Annotated in this window: 15 protein-coding genes; 8 read left to right on the top strand and 7 right to left on the bottom strand. The window is 43.8% G+C overall.

The genetic code is table 11. The features are described from left to right. Nucleotides 1-25: 25 nt before the first annotated feature. The 3 genes from ICL80_RS11585 to ICL80_RS11575 form a co-directional block, all read right to left on the bottom strand. Nucleotides 26-901 (bottom strand): alpha/beta fold hydrolase, encoded by an 876-nt coding sequence (locus tag ICL80_RS11585; protein WP_194212409.1) that lies wholly within the window; start codon nucleotides 899-901, stop codon nucleotides 26-28. Further along, on the bottom strand, nucleotides 894-2441 hold the full coding sequence (locus ICL80_RS11580) for a class I adenylate-forming enzyme family protein (protein ID WP_194212408.1): 1548 nt from the start codon (nucleotides 2439-2441) through the stop codon (nucleotides 894-896). Before ICL80_RS11580 ends, ICL80_RS11585 begins: the two co-directional genes overlap by 8 nt. A 66-nt stretch (nucleotides 2442-2507) precedes the next feature. Continuing rightward, a complete protein-coding gene (locus tag ICL80_RS11575) occupies nucleotides 2508-4763 on the bottom strand; it encodes a TonB-dependent receptor (protein ID WP_194212407.1) in 2256 nt (751 codons plus the stop codon). Between the two features lie 160 nt (nucleotides 4764-4923). Between ICL80_RS11575 and ICL80_RS11570 the strand changes: the two genes are divergently transcribed. Continuing rightward, nucleotides 4924-5580, top strand: coding sequence for a TetR/AcrR family transcriptional regulator (locus tag ICL80_RS11570; RefSeq protein ID WP_194212406.1), 657 nt, complete (start codon nucleotides 4924-4926; stop codon nucleotides 5578-5580). A gap of 122 nt (nucleotides 5581-5702) precedes the next feature. Here ICL80_RS11570 and ICL80_RS11565 read toward each other — a convergent pair whose 3' ends face one another. Continuing rightward, nucleotides 5703-6572, bottom strand: coding sequence for an alpha/beta fold hydrolase (locus tag ICL80_RS11565; protein ID WP_194212405.1), 870 nt, complete (start codon nucleotides 6570-6572; stop codon nucleotides 5703-5705). A gap of 457 nt (nucleotides 6573-7029) precedes the next feature. On the opposite strand from ICL80_RS11565, the gene ICL80_RS11560 reads away from it, so the two are divergent. Beyond that, on the top strand, nucleotides 7030-8613 hold the full coding sequence (locus tag ICL80_RS11560; RefSeq protein ID WP_194212404.1) for a peptide chain release factor 3: 1584 nt from the start codon (nucleotides 7030-7032) through the stop codon (nucleotides 8611-8613). A 42-nt stretch (nucleotides 8614-8655) separates the two neighbouring features. Here the strand turns inward: ICL80_RS11560 and fliP are convergent, their stop codons facing one another. From fliP to ICL80_RS11545, 3 genes are read right to left on the bottom strand one after another with little or no spacing between them, the layout of a single operon-like run. After that, nucleotides 8656-9471: a flagellar type III secretion system pore protein FliP gene (fliP, locus tag ICL80_RS11555; protein ID WP_194212403.1), complete on the bottom strand. Its 816-nt coding sequence runs from the start codon at nucleotides 9469-9471 to the stop codon at nucleotides 8656-8658. Next, nucleotides 9455-9751 (bottom strand): flagellar biosynthetic protein FliO, encoded by a 297-nt coding sequence (fliO, locus tag ICL80_RS11550; protein WP_194212401.1) that lies wholly within the window; start codon nucleotides 9749-9751, stop codon nucleotides 9455-9457. Before fliO ends, fliP begins: the two co-directional genes overlap by 17 nt. Continuing rightward, a complete protein-coding gene (locus ICL80_RS11545) occupies nucleotides 9748-10074 on the bottom strand; it encodes an EscU/YscU/HrcU family type III secretion system export apparatus switch protein (RefSeq protein WP_194212399.1) in 327 nt (108 codons plus the stop codon). The genes fliO and ICL80_RS11545 overlap by 4 nt, the downstream gene beginning before the upstream one ends. Nucleotides 10075-10221: 147 nt before the next feature. On the opposite strand from ICL80_RS11545, the gene flgB reads away from it, so the two are divergent. Genes flgB through flhB form a run of 6 tightly spaced genes read left to right on the top strand, consistent with a single transcriptional unit; the run spans nucleotide 10222 to nucleotide 13568 of the window. Then, a complete protein-coding gene (gene flgB, locus ICL80_RS11540) occupies nucleotides 10222-10659 on the top strand; it encodes a flagellar basal body rod protein FlgB (protein ID WP_228073447.1) in 438 nt (145 codons plus the stop codon). A 40-nt stretch (nucleotides 10660-10699) separates the two neighbouring features. Beyond that, nucleotides 10700-11107: a flagellar basal body rod protein FlgC gene (gene flgC, locus ICL80_RS11535; protein ID WP_194212396.1), complete on the top strand. Its 408-nt coding sequence runs from the start codon at nucleotides 10700-10702 to the stop codon at nucleotides 11105-11107. 10 nt (nucleotides 11108-11117) lie between these two features. Further along, nucleotides 11118-11444 (top strand): flagellar hook-basal body complex protein FliE, encoded by a 327-nt coding sequence (locus tag ICL80_RS11530; protein WP_194212395.1) that lies wholly within the window; start codon nucleotides 11118-11120, stop codon nucleotides 11442-11444. A 12-nt stretch (nucleotides 11445-11456) separates the two neighbouring features. Beyond that, nucleotides 11457-11723: a flagellar biosynthesis protein FliQ gene (gene fliQ / locus ICL80_RS11525; RefSeq protein ID WP_194212394.1), complete on the top strand. Its 267-nt coding sequence runs from the start codon at nucleotides 11457-11459 to the stop codon at nucleotides 11721-11723. 3 nt (nucleotides 11724-11726) lie between these two features. Continuing rightward, on the top strand, nucleotides 11727-12485 hold the full coding sequence (fliR, locus tag ICL80_RS11520; RefSeq protein WP_194212393.1) for a flagellar biosynthetic protein FliR: 759 nt from the start codon (nucleotides 11727-11729) through the stop codon (nucleotides 12483-12485). Between the two features lie 3 nt (nucleotides 12486-12488). Next, entirely contained in the window at nucleotides 12489-13568 is a 1080-nt protein-coding gene (gene flhB / locus ICL80_RS11515) for a flagellar biosynthesis protein FlhB (protein ID WP_194212392.1), read from the top strand. Nucleotides 13569-13623 lie beyond the last annotated feature (55 nt).

Genomic DNA, 13623 nt, shown 5'->3' with positions numbered 1-13623 from the left:
TGACAAGTCTACAGTTCCTGTCACTTTAGCTACATTTTTTCAGGAGCTCATCAATTGCTTTTTTACACTCAGGCTCTGTCATTAATGGCACATGCCCTTTGTCCGGTACGGTGACGGGGGTAAGATCAGGATGACGTTCTTCCATCTCTTTCAGTGTTTCAGCACTCAGAATGTCAGATAATGCACCTCTTAAAACCACGATAGGTACCATGGAAAGGGCATCAAAAAAGGGCCAAAGATCTGGTGAGGTCTGGTCTTTTGAACTTTCAAAGTTTTTACTAAGCGCGGGATCATATTCAATAATGGGCGTGCCATTTTCAATGTGGTAAAGTTTGTGTGTAAATTCTTCCCAGTTTGTATCTGTAAAGGTCGGATAAACACCGCGATTGGCAAATTTTACAGCGCGTACCGCTTCTTCCCATGTCTTAGGAGGTATGCCTTTGCCAACATATGACTTGATACGTGCGACACCAGTTTGGTCTATTTCAGGACCAATATCGTTTAATATGGCACCTTTGACACAGTCAGGCTTTACAGTTGCCATAAGCATTGTCATCATGCCACCGAGAGACGTGCCAAATGCTATAACCGTTTTAATGCCCAGATGTTCCAGTAGTGCCACCATGTCTGCAACATATACATCTGGCCTGTAGCGCTCTGGTTTTTGGTCCCATTCAGATTTACCTCGCCCTCGCTGTTCTACACAGATAACCCTGCACCTGTCGGCCATATAGGCGGCAATGTCAGCAAAATCTTTTGAATTACGTGTAAGGCCGGGCATGCAAAGCACCACAGGGCTTCCTGTGGCTACATGGTTATAATCACGGTAATACTGCTTTAAGCCATCAGGGTTAGTGAAAAAGCTATCCACATACTTGTTATAATGATCTGAATTAGTCAAAACTCATCTCTCCATATTGCGCTCGAAGATTTTTCTTTAAAACCTTACCATTTGGGTTTCGGGGTAGGACATCCGTGAATATAACATGGGTTATACGCTGTTGTTTCCCAAGTTTTTTGTTGGCCCAGTTTTTGATCTCATGGTCGCTTACTCTTGCTTGCGGCGATGTAACGATAATGGCAATGGGAGTTTCGCCCCACTTGGCGCTAAGTGCTCCTATAACTGCAACTTCACTGACTAAAGGGTGCTTTATAAGAACGGCTTCTATATCTTGCGGATAAATATTTTGCCCACCTGAGATAATCATGTCCTTTTTGCGGTCAACAATATAGAGAAAACCGTCAGCATCAAACGTGCCAATATCGCCTGTACGTAACCAGGCACGGCCTTCATTGTCGTACCACGCTGCTTCTGCTGTTATAGCCGGCTGGTTCAAGTATCCGGGCATAAGAATGCGCCCTCGCGCAACGATTTCACCCGGTTGCCCTTGTGGTGCTTCCTGATCATTATCTTGGATAAGCTTTATGTCAGTCCCTAAAATTGGTTTACCTACGGACGCCATGCGCTCTGCGGCGTCTTCAGGGTCGAGTGTGGTTATAACACCTTCGGTCAGGCCGTATAGTTCAATAATAACAGGGCCAAAACGGTTAAAGAGTATTTCTTTCAGGTCTGTATGAAGAGGTGACCCACAACTCATCACGGCTTGCAGGCTTGTCAGGTCATAGTTTGGACATGTTGGGGCCTCCATCAGGCGCTGAAACTGAATAGGAACCATCGATACATTTGTAATATGTTCATTTTGTATGGTTTCAAGAGTGTAAAGTGCTTCGAAAGCTTCATGCAGTACAAGTGTGCCACCCGTGAGCAAGGTACATAAAAAACTTACCCAACTGATATTGGAATAAAGCCCTATATTGATGAGGCTGATAGAGCTGCTATTATACCGAAGTGATAGAGCTAAGTCATATGCCCAATCTCTGCGACCAGCATGGGTGTGTACAATACCTTTGGGTTGACCGGTAGTGCCTGAGCTGTAAATAACATTTAAGATGTCGTTGTTTTTTAGTGCCACATCAGGTTTTGTCGCTGCATGCTGTTGTTTAAAAATCTCTAAGCCATCATCACTTGCGTTATGGCATTCAATTTGAAGCACACTAGGATGTGCACGATAAAATAAAGCTAATCTATGCTCTTGATCAGCTGTTGTAATAATAGCTTTCACATGAGCATCGCTTAACATTACGGCTATAGTGTCATCGCTAACGGAAAGGTTGATCGGAACACTCGCGGCACCAGCTTTCATAATTCCGATGATGACCTCAACCATTTGGCGGCCATTTTTCATAACGACGCCGACCATACTGCCACGACTGATACCACTTGCAATCAGGCCGTTGGCAATGCGATTTGTTGCATGATCAAGCTGTTGCCAGCTTAGTCGCTCATTACCAAAAATAAGGGCAGTCTTACTGGCTTTCCATTTACCGTGTAATGATATTATCTCAGGTATCAGGGGGGCACTTCTATCGAATACAGTCATTGCAAACACCCATAGCTCTGGACAGCAAAGGCTGCCTTTTTGGGGCAGCCTCCATCTGTCAGGGTATTAGAAGTTATATTTAAAGGTGGCCGTTACAGTGAGAGGTGGGCCATAAAAAGTTGTGATATTGTTTTCCAGCCCCAGAACTGTTGGCGGAAAATTATAACCAGCTGTTTTATAGCGTGTATCCAGCAGATTTTTAGCGTGAACACCAAACGACCAGACATTTTCTTCAGAGACATAAACGATACTGGCGTTTGTTATATCATAAGCTTTTTGGTCAATTTCTGGCAACGGCGTTTCAAACTGAACAACAGACCCCTTGTGTGACCAGTTAGCATTCAGGTTAAGGGTGCCTGAACCTGCGGGTGTGCTGTAGGTAAGGCCAACATAAGACATAAATTCAGGCGTGTTTTGCACGGCGCGTTGATCAGAAACATCAGCACCGTCCAATAACCACTCCTTGATATCTGCATCCAGCAGGTTAAGGGATGTTTGCAGGGTTAATTCCTCTGTGACAAGGAAGGTACCTTCAAACTCTATACCTTTGATAACAGCTTTCCCTGCGTTAGTAACAGTACCAACAAAGCTGTCATTCACGCCGTCATCGTCACTATCAACACCGAGAGAGCCTGGAATTTGCATATCTTTGTAATCACTATAGAAAACAGCGATATTTGTTCTTGCTCGGCCATCCATGAAGGTGGCTTTTACACCGGCTTCATAACTGTCGAGTGTTTCTGGTTTGAAACCATTTTCAACTTCGGGTGATGAAAAGTTAGCGCCGCGCGGGTCAAAACTGCCAGCCTTAAAGCCACGGCTGAATGATGCATAGGCAAGCGTATCATCATTAAGCTGGTAATCGAGAGCAATGCGCGGTGAAAAATCCTTAAAGGTTCTGGAATTTTGGTAATTGCTTGTTTCAGCAATAAGAATCGCATCTTGGTTCCCAAGGAAGGGTGACGCATTGCCAAAGTAGTTAGCCCTGAAAATGTCTGCGCTGCGTTTGTCATGTGTGTAGCGACCGCCCAGTGATAGGGACAGAGCATCTGTTATATCATAGGTTACATCTGCAAATAATGACCATGCCTTTGTATCAACAGTGCCGCCCGTGTAGGCTGCTAAGGGTAATCCGTAAAATATGCGGCCTGTTTGGCCAAGAACAACGTCAAAATCGTTCGCAGCAGATGCATCGAGATAGTATGCGCCCAGCACACCTTTCAACCGATCGCCTTCATAGAGCAGTTGAAGCTCTTGGCTGAACTGGCTGTTGTCGTAAATGGCAGGGGCGTCCATATCGTCAATGGGCAGGCTGTCAAAATCAATAACTGTTTCCGTATAGTCTTCACGGTAAGCTGTGATCGATTTAAGGGTGATATTTTCGTTTACAGACCATTCAATAGAGCCTTGAATGCCTTTTGCGGTTACTTCATTGTTGCCGTTAATACCGGCAGTTGAAGGTAGTTCACTTGCGCCAGCTTCAGTATCATATACATCCTCTAAAACTGGGTTGCCGCTGATCACTGCATCATAAACGCGGTGCCCAGAAACCGGGTTTGATGTATCTTTGGTATAATCGGCAGCAATGCGGATAAAGACATCTTCATTTGGCAGGATTTCGACGCTGGTGCGTGCTGCCATAATTTTTTTATTGTAGTGTTCATCGCTTGTCGTCAGGTTTTCACCAAAACCATCGCGGTTAAGAGAAGCAAAGGTACCGCCAATGCGGACCTTTTCACTTATGGGTGTTGACAACTGAACCACAGCATCCATCTGGTTATAGCTGCCATATGAAAGCTTTAGGCTAGCTTCGGTCTCATCCGATAGACGGCGTGTGACATATTTAATGGCACCCCCAACAGCGTTACGACCATATAAGGTTCCTTGTGGGCCACGTAAAATCTCAATACGTTCAATATCGTATATGTCAAGCAGGGCACCTTGTGGGCGAGCAAGATAAACGTCATCCATATATAGGGCTACGCCTTGTTCAAAACCTGCGAGAGGGTCTTGCTGGCCTACGCCGCGTATGAAAGCAGTTAGTGTTGAGTTTGTGGCACGAGATGGTTCAAGCGTTACACTGGGTGCGGACTGTGCCAAGTCTGTGATATCAGCAGCCCCTCGTAGTTCGAGAGCTTCGGCTGTGAATGCGGTAACAGCAATTGGAACATCTTGTAGGGATTCAGACCTGCGCCGCGCGGTAACTTGAATTTCTTCAAGCGCATATGGCTCATTGTCTGCAGCCAATACAGGCACAGTAAATGCGGTAGAAATAATTGTACCAGAAAGTAATGCTGCAAAAGCAGTTTGAGATAATTTCATGATATCCCTCCCCAGGAATCTATATGTGATAATGCTATCAGTAGTAAATTCAACGATCGTTGAAGTGTCAATGATAAAATTCATTGATTGTTGAAAAATGTATAATATGTGTATTATTGCCACAGTCTTTAATGTGACATCCTTCTGAGTGGAGATTTAAGTGAATAGTATAAGTAAAAACAAAAGGTTATCGCGTAAAGATAGAATTCTGGACGCTGCGGAAGAATTGTTTGCCAGACATGCATTTGATGGTGTTTCGATGCGTATGGTGGCAGATAAAGCATCGGTAGACCTTGCATTAGCCAGTTACCATTTTGGTAGTAAACGCGGTTTGTTTGATGCTGTTTTGTTGAGGCGTGCTGAAGTGTTGAATGAAAAAAGGCTGGAAGCTCTGGAGAAGTGTCAAAAGGATGCTGGTGAAAATGGCCCGGAAATTGAAGCTATTATTGATGCTTTTTTGTTTCCGCTTCTTGGGCGTGGCCTTCAAGACGATTCGGGCTGGCTGCATTACTTTGAACTAGTGGCTCAGGTTAACAACTCACCTGAATGGGGTGGTCAGCTCATGACAAAATACTTTGATCCCTTGGTGCGAAGATTTATTGATGCATTGAAAAAGGCTTTGCCTGATGCTGAGCCTGCCGACATTTACTGGTCATATCACTTTCTGTCTGGTGCCTTGACACTGACATTTGCAGACACGGGCCGTATTGATAAACTTTCTGGTGGTGCCGCAAAATCACATGACATGAAAGCTGCGTATGAGCGCATGGTTCCCTTTGTTGCGGCAGGAATTAAACAGGTGTGCCAGAAAAAATAAGTGGTTTTGACTAACCACTTTCTTAAAATTACAGAAAATATAACTGGTCATTGATGCTGCTATAACCAGTTTTGATTATGGCCGGGCTTTAGGAAAACCCGGCTCATGAAAGATATGGTTTGTTAAGCGGCAACACTTTCTTGTTCGGTGTGCCCAATTGCGGCTTCCAATATCGTTGCTACAGTTGTTCTAAACTGTTCAACATGGAACATGTGATCAGCATTAGGGATAGAAACAAAACGACCCCGTTTAAAGGCTTTAGCGACAGTTTTGTTATCCTCGACCGGGGTAAAGCTGTCGTGTTCACCGGTAAAAACAGTTGTTTCAATATCTGGCATTTTAGTTAAGTCAGTTTCGCCATACTGTAGTATTCTAAGCGTATTGTGGGTAAACTGTTCTTTCATGCCATTATTTGCGTGTAATAGCGCATGGCGCAATTTTTCACCTGTTATGCGACAAAGTTTATTGGTTTCACGCAGTTCAGGGTTTGTCATAAGATCGGTAAAGCCGTTCGCAAAATCATCCATCTTTTGCCATTTTAACTGGAATAAAAGCAGGTTGAAAATATACTCAATTCTATCCGGTATATGTGCCATCGCTGCGCCAACTACTAGGCGGTCAATGTTCGGAAACAGCTGGGCATACTTCATGGCAATAATGCTACCATAACTACATCCAAGAAGGTTTATTCTGTCAACGCCAAGGCTTTCAAGTCCGTGACGAATAGCTTTGCATATAAAGTTAAAATCATATTGGTGTGGTAAAACGCCTGTGTCGCCATTACCGGGTGTATCAACAGCTATAACCCAAGTTTTTTCTGCAAATGCTAGGCTGAGTTTTTCAATTTGGTTAATATTTTGGAAAGCTCCACCGATAAACACAAGTGGAATCTTTGATTTGCCACGGCCATACTCTTTCATATGCAGTGGAAAACCTTCAAAAGAAAAACGATGAAATGGACTCGAAACTGCTAAATTGTGTAAAGTATTCATTGCCAGCCTCTCCAATTATGAATTCGGTCCTTATGTTTTGAGCAGGGGCCAAATTCTGTAGCTTTTTCAATTATTAAACTGTTTGCTTTCGGCAAACCTTGCAGTGTTGTTTTGGTTGTAACGACACTACTGATACTGAAAGAGCAACAATCGAGCCAAAAGGCAGCAATGCTGTCTAAATTAGAACAAGCCTTTGTTTTGACTGAAAAAAATGGTTACCAATAATGTTTCTTAAGGTAAAGTATTACAGAGTTGGTAAGATTTTTTAATGTATTTATGGTCAATATTTGCCGGTATATAGGCATTTTTTGTAGTTACTTTTTTCATGCCTGATTAGAAATAGTTGTTAATGTTTTGTTAACTTCTTGAGGATGCTTGAATCACGTTTTCCTTTACATAAGAGACAAAACAGCTAGTGTGCGGCGACTTTTCAGCTGACAGAAATGATGGATGCTTTATGGCTTTTGCTGACGAAATTGATAAACGCCGAACATTTGCGATTATTTCGCATCCGGATGCGGGTAAAACAACACTTACAGAGAAGCTGTTGTTGTTTGGTGGTGCTATTCAGTTGGCCGGTGAAGTGAAGGCCAAAGGTGAGCGCCGACGTGCCCGCTCGGACTGGATGAAAGTGGAGCAGGAACGAGGAATCTCTGTTGCTTCATCCGTGATGACCTTCGATTTTGAGGGCAAAACCTTTAATCTTCTTGATACGCCTGGTCACGAAGATTTTTCTGAAGATACATACAGAACATTATCCGCTGTTGATAGCGCGGTTATGGTGCTTGATGCTGCAAAAGGCATTGAAAAACAAACGCGAAAACTGTTTGAAGTTTGCAGGCTGCGCGACATGCCTATTACTACCTTTATTAATAAGCTTGATAGAGAGGCTCGCGACCCTTTTGAATTGCTTGATGAAGTTGAACAAAAGCTTGCTCTTGATGTAACTCCGGCAAGTTGGCCCATAGGCATGGGGCGTGATTTTTTAGGGTGTTATGATCTCATTCATAACCAGCTTATTCTGTTTGATCGCGGTAAAGGTGCATCTCTGTCGCAGGGTATTAAATGTAAAGGCCTTGATGATCCAAAGCTAGCTACACTTTTGCCAGACTATGCCTTGGCAAAACTGCGTGAAGATGTGGAGATGGTGCAGGAACTATGCCCACCGTTCACGCTTGAGGATTATCTGGAAGGAACATTAACGCCCGTATTTTTTGGTTCCGCTATTAATAACTTTGGTGTTCAAGAGTTGTTAACTGGCCTTGGTAATGTGGCCCCTAAGCCCAGACCCGGCAAAGCTATTGAGCGCAGTGTTGACCCCTTTGAGGACAAGGTTTCTGGCTTTGTCTTTAAAATTCAGGCCAATATGGACCCTAAACACAGGGACCGCATTGCTTTTGTGCGTGTTGTTTCTGGTCGGTTTAGAAAAGGGATCAAGTTAAAACATATTCGCTCTGGCAAAATAATGGCTATCCATAATGCACAGCTGTTTTTGGCGCAGGACCGCGAAATTGCGGAAGAAGCTTTTGCTGGTGATATTATTGGTATACCAAACCACGGCAACCTTAGAATTGGGGATAGCCTTACTGAGGGGGAAACACTGCACTTTACGGGCATTCCATCTTTTGCGCCTGAAATCCTCCAAAAGGTAAGATCAGAAGACCCGATGAAGGCCAAACACCTTGGCAAAGCACTTGAGCAGTTGGCAGAAGAGGGCGCTGCGCGTGTGTTTAAACCGTATCTAGGCAGTGACTGGGTTGTCGGTGTTGTGGGCGCCTTGCAATTTGATGTACTGGCTGACCGGATTAGAACCGAATATCAGGTTCCAGTTAAGTTTGAATCAACTACCCTTTTAACGGCAGAATGGGTGGAGGGTGAAGCGCGTGAGATCAAACAGTTTATGGATCAGAATAGGGCCTCAATGGCAATTGATCATACTGGTTCCCCGGTTTATCTGGCCCGCAACAGCTGGCACCTTGATAAGGCCAAGGATGATTTTCCAAGCCTGAAATTCTTGCGCACGAAGGAAGAAGTAGTTTAAGTCGTAAAGTACTGTATCTCTGTCATTATGTGGGAAGTTAAATTAACTTCCCACTCCTGGTGGGGGTGTCTGGCCAAAGCTTTGCACTAGTGAGCCTGCTACCAAGTTCCAGCCGTCCACCATCACAAAGAAAATCAGCTTAAACGGCATCGCGATCATAATGGGCGGCAGCATCATCATACCCATCGACATCAGGATGGAGGCAACAACCATATCAATGACAACAAAGGGAATATATAAAAGAAACCCAATTTCAAACGCGCGCCGAATTTCGCTGATCATGAAGGCTGGGACAAGTGTTGTCATGGGAATTGTATCAGGCGTTACAGAAGATACGCTACTGCCTGATAGGTCTACAAATAAGGCTAGATCTTTATCCCTTACCTGCGAAAGCATAAAGTCTTTCATCGGTTTTGAACCGCGCTCATACGCTTCTGTTGCTTCAATTTCTTCATTCACTAACGGTTCAATAGCCTGATCATATACTTGGGAGAATGTAGGCGCCATAACATAGCCGGTTAAAAACAAGGATAATGACACGATAACCATGTTTGGCGGGCTTTGCTGTGTACCCATTGCACTGCGCAGAAAAGAAAAAACAATAACAATACGGGTAAAGCTTGTCATCATAACAAGGATGCTAGGGGCCAAGCTTAATACGCTTAGCAGCAAGATCATTTGAATAACCCGGCCGCTTATAGTTCCTTCCTGCCCTAGATCAAGGTTTAAGGACTGGGCGATAGCACCAGATGATATAGCAAGGCTACCTGCCACTAATATGGGTAGGAAAAAGACACAGGCTTTCACAAACAACTGTTTGCTGATTTTGAGTGAAGGTCGCTTAATCTGCAGTTTCATGATCTAGCATTTCCCCAAAATCCGGCGTTGATTTACTAATAGGTGTTATTCCGTTTGGGTTCGTGGCGAGAAGGTATTCTTGCCCCTGCCAGCGCACCACAACAAGTCTATTTCTACCATCAATCATTCGGCTTTCAAGTATTTCAATTTGCTTGGAGCCAGATTTGATCTTTGGGCTTCCTGGTATTAAACCAAAGTGACGAATAGCCCATGCCATGCCCCCCATAATCGCAAGGATGAAAAACAAGGCACTAAAAGCTGTTAGTGTTTCTGTAATCATGTAGAAGTGCTTTCGGCTTTGTCATCTGTAGCGAGTTTTTGGCCTTGAAGCCGGTTATTTTCAGCATAAACTCGCTCAAGAATAAGTGAAACAACATGCAACGCTTCAAGGGGGACAGGGCTTTCAACATTAAAGGCAGATAGTAGTTCTGTCAGGTCCTTATCTTGCCGAACTTTAACACCTTCAGCAAAAGCAATATCTAGAATACGCTCGGCAACCATCCCTTCGCCTTTGGCGGTGATGTGGGGTGTGTTTCCAGCGTTATCGCCTTTAATGGCAATAGCTTTGGTAAGGCTCTCATTATTATCAAGTTTATGATCCATGACTATATTCAGCGTCATGAAACCGGAAAAAGCAAGTCTTAGAAGAACGCGCAAAGAAAAAAGCACTCGTTTGCAACTTGTTAACTGCTGTTATGGCATGTTACTATAAAGGAACGCTATAGGTTGCTACGAACGTAAAGGCAGGTAATGAATTTAACATCAATACCCATAATGGCTGCACTCAAGGAGCGTATGAGCTGGCTTAATAATAATCAGAATGTTATTAGCCAGAATATTGCCAATGCTGATACGCCAAATTATAAAGCTAAGGAACTGGAAAAGCAGGATTTTTCCAGCATTCTAAGTAATCTGGTTACAGAAAAAGGTTCAGCAGGGTCAACCACGTCAATGCGTGTTACAAATAACAGGCATATGAACACAAGTGGTGCTATGGCAGGCGCTGAATCACAAGCACGTGAAGTTAAAGGCGGTGAAGAGACCCTGTCTGGTAACTCTGTGATTCTTGAAGAGCAAATGATGAAACTTGCTGATAACCAGATGAAATATAGTATGGTTGTTAACCTGTATAAAAAAAATGTCGGCTTGCTAAAGGCAGCCATGGGAAAAGGTTCTGGTGGACGCTAGTAAGGCGTACGTACCGTAGCTTTGTTTAAAGGAGCCAGATATGGATTTAGAAAAAGCAATGATTGCCTCTGCATCTGGGCTGCGTGCTCAGTCAGTTCGCATGCGTGTGATTTCTGAAAACATTGCAAACCAAAACTCCATTGCATCTGAACCCGGCGCTGACCCGTACCGACGTAAAATTGTGACATTTCAAACAGAAATGGATAGAGTAAACGGCGTGGAAATTGTGAAAGCAAGCGGGGTTGATTTTGACCAAAAGGAATTTGGTAAGCAGTATGATCCTGGTAATCCTGCTGCGGATGGTGCCGGTTATATTAAAACATCGAATGTGAACGGCCTCATTGAAATGATGGATATGCGGCAGGCTGAACGTACTTATCAATCAAACCTGAATGCTATGGAAGCGAGCCGACGCATGGCTACAATGACGCTTGATCTTTTAAGGTAGGCTTTGAAGCATGAATATAAAGCAACTAGACGCTGTTAGTGCCTATTCGCAGGCAACAAAACAGATGCAAGACGGGCTTGGTGCCCGGGACGGCAAAGACGGTATTTCTGGCGAGCCTAGATCAGCTTTTTCTGCTCTTGTAAGCGATGCTATTGGTAATGTTACTGCAGCAACACACAATACAGAAATTCAGTCAGCCAAAGCTCTGGTGGATGAAGCTGATATGGTTGACCTGGTAACGGCAGTGTCTAATGCAGAAATGGTTGTTGATACCGTCGTTACTGTTCGGGACAAAGTAATAGCGGCATATAATGATATTCTGAAAATGCCAATCTAATAGGGGTGCCGTGTGACTGAACTGGAAGTCATGGATGTGGCGCGCGATGCTCTAACCACACTTTTGTTGACCGTTGGGCCAATTTTGGCGGTAGCACTTGTTGTTGGCTTGTTCATTGCCTTTTTTCAGGCTTTAACGCAGTTGCAGGAAATGACACTTACTTTTGTACCCAAAATTATGGCAGTTTTTGCAGCGCTTATGTTCACGCTCCCTTTTATGGGGCGCAATATAAGTGATTTAATGACCAGAATTGCTGAACGCATCATTGTTGGCGGATAACCCATGCTGGGCGATGTCCTCCCTGCTGAAGCCTTTGCGTTCCTTTTAATTACAGTTCGTATGGCCGCACTGGTTATGGTGGTTCCTGTTTTTAGTGAAAGCAGTATACCCCAGCGTATGCGCGTTGCTTTTGCAATGGCGCTATCTCTGGTAATTTACCCGGTGGTTAGCAAGGTGTTGCCGCCAATGCCTGCTAATGTCTTGGTCTTGGCAGGCTTGTTCATAAAAGAATTAACGATTGGTCTTATTCTGGGCCTTACTATTAGGCTGCTCATGTCAGCAATCCACGTGGCAGGTACTATCATTGCTTTTCAGACAGGCCTCGCGGCTGCACAAACGTTTGACCCATCACAAGGCAGCCAGAGTGTACTAGTAGCGTCGTTTTTTAATCTATTGGCGATTGTGTTGATACTGGTAACAAACCTGCATCATATGATGTTAACGGGCATGGTTTTCAGCTATCAGAAGTTCCCTGTGGGAGAAGCTATACCCGTTGCAGACTTTGCCACAATTACAACTCAATATGTGTCGTCGTCTTTTGCTCTGGGCTTTCAGATGGCTGCACCTTTTATTGTTTACGGCATGATCTATAATCTTGGCCTTGGTCTTGTTGCGCGTATGGTTCCGGGCTTTCAGGTGTTTTTTATTGGTATGCCAATTAACCTGTTTATGGGCTTTGCCCTGATTATGGTTTTGATGGGTTCAATAATGAAATACTTTCTGCAGAATTTTCAGAGCCTCTTAGAAGCAATGATTGGATAGCTTGTGGCAGAAGAAGATGACAGCCAAAAAACCGAAGAGCCAACCAGTAAAAAACTTGAGGATGCTCATGAAAAAGGGGAGATGGCTAGCAGTCAGGAGGTTAAAACCCTTATAATGCTGGCTTCTGCGGCAGCGGTTCTCGCTGCGGGCGGTAACTATATTGTGTCAGGTGTGCGAGATCCGCTCAGGGTTTTCATGGGCCGTGTTCATGAGATGACAACGGATGAGCTTAACTTTACTGAGCTGTTGTTCAGTTTGTTAGCGCAGGTTTTTTGGGTTGTTTCCATTCCATTTGCTGTTTTTATAGCGGCGGCTATCATGTCTAATAGGGTGCAAAACTCTTTTATAATCACGACAGAAAAAATTAAGCCAAATATTTCAAACCTGTCGCTCCTGAAGGGGGCTAAAAAGATATTCTCTGCTCGATTTTTTGTTGAGTTTGGCAAAATCACTGCAAAATTGATCACCGTTGGTGGTGTTATTGTTTTAATTGTATACCCTGAGCGCGGCAGGCTTGATACAATCATGTCTTTATCACCGGCAGCAGTACTCGGGTTAATTCATGTTATGGCAATAAAGCTCATAATAGGTGTTTTGATTATTATGTGCATCATTGCAGCCATAGATTATTCGTATCAGCAATATCAGTTTCATAAAAAAATGAAGATGACAAAGCAGGAGGTTAAGGACGAGCGCAAGCAATCTGATGGTGACCCAAAAATAAAAGCAAGGCTTCGACAAATACGTATGGACCGACACATGCACCGAATGATGTCAAATGTTCCTAAAGCGGATGTCGTTATAACAAACCCAACACACTATGCTGTTGCACTTGAATATAAGCACGAGAACATGCAGGTGCCTGTATTGCTAGCTAAAGGTGTAGATGAGGTTGCAATGCGGATTAGAGAGGCCGCAGAAGAACATAAAATACCAATTATAGAGAATCCACCACTTGCTCGCGCGCTATTTGCCAGTGTTGATATTGATGATGAAATTCATCCTGACCACTATAAAGCTGTGGCTGAAGTTATCAGCTATATTATGAAGCTTCGTAAAGCAGGGTTGAAACCCCGTAAATAAGGCTCTTGTAACTGATATGAAAGCCCCGCTATGGTAGTAAAAATTTCAAATAAAG

The organism is Kordiimonas pumila (assembly GCF_015240255.1).
GTDB lineage: Bacteria > Pseudomonadota > Alphaproteobacteria > Sphingomonadales > Kordiimonadaceae > Kordiimonas > Kordiimonas pumila.
This window is presented reverse-complemented; position numbering and strand designations above follow the sequence as displayed.

Excerpts from the sequence above, each read along its gene's own strand:
- fliP (WP_194212403.1), bottom strand. The coding sequence starts at position 9,471 with ATGAAACTGCAGATTAAGCGACCTTCACTCAAAATCAGCAAACAGTTG.
- ICL80_RS11580 (WP_194212408.1), bottom strand. The coding sequence starts at position 2,441 with ATGACTGTATTCGATAGAAGTGCCCCCCTGATACCTGAGATAATATCA.
- ICL80_RS11560 (WP_194212404.1), top strand. The coding sequence starts at position 7,030 with ATGGCTTTTGCTGACGAAATTGATAAACGCCGAACATTTGCGATTATT.
- ICL80_RS11530 (WP_194212395.1), top strand. The coding sequence starts at position 11,118 with ATGAATATAAAGCAACTAGACGCTGTTAGTGCCTATTCGCAGGCAACA.
- ICL80_RS11545 (WP_194212399.1), bottom strand. The coding sequence starts at position 10,074 with ATGGATCATAAACTTGATAATAATGAGAGCCTTACCAAAGCTATTGCC.
- flgC (WP_194212396.1), top strand. The coding sequence starts at position 10,700 with ATGGATTTAGAAAAAGCAATGATTGCCTCTGCATCTGGGCTGCGTGCT.
- flgB (WP_228073447.1), top strand. The coding sequence starts at position 10,222 with ATGAATTTAACATCAATACCCATAATGGCTGCACTCAAGGAGCGTATG.
- fliO (WP_194212401.1), bottom strand. The coding sequence starts at position 9,751 with ATGATTACAGAAACACTAACAGCTTTTAGTGCCTTGTTTTTCATCCTT.
- ICL80_RS11575 (WP_194212407.1), bottom strand. The coding sequence starts at position 4,763 with ATGAAATTATCTCAAACTGCTTTTGCAGCATTACTTTCTGGTACAATT.
- fliR (WP_194212393.1), top strand. The coding sequence starts at position 11,727 with ATGCTGGGCGATGTCCTCCCTGCTGAAGCCTTTGCGTTCCTTTTAATT.
- ICL80_RS11565 (WP_194212405.1), bottom strand. The coding sequence starts at position 6,572 with ATGAATACTTTACACAATTTAGCAGTTTCGAGTCCATTTCATCGTTTT.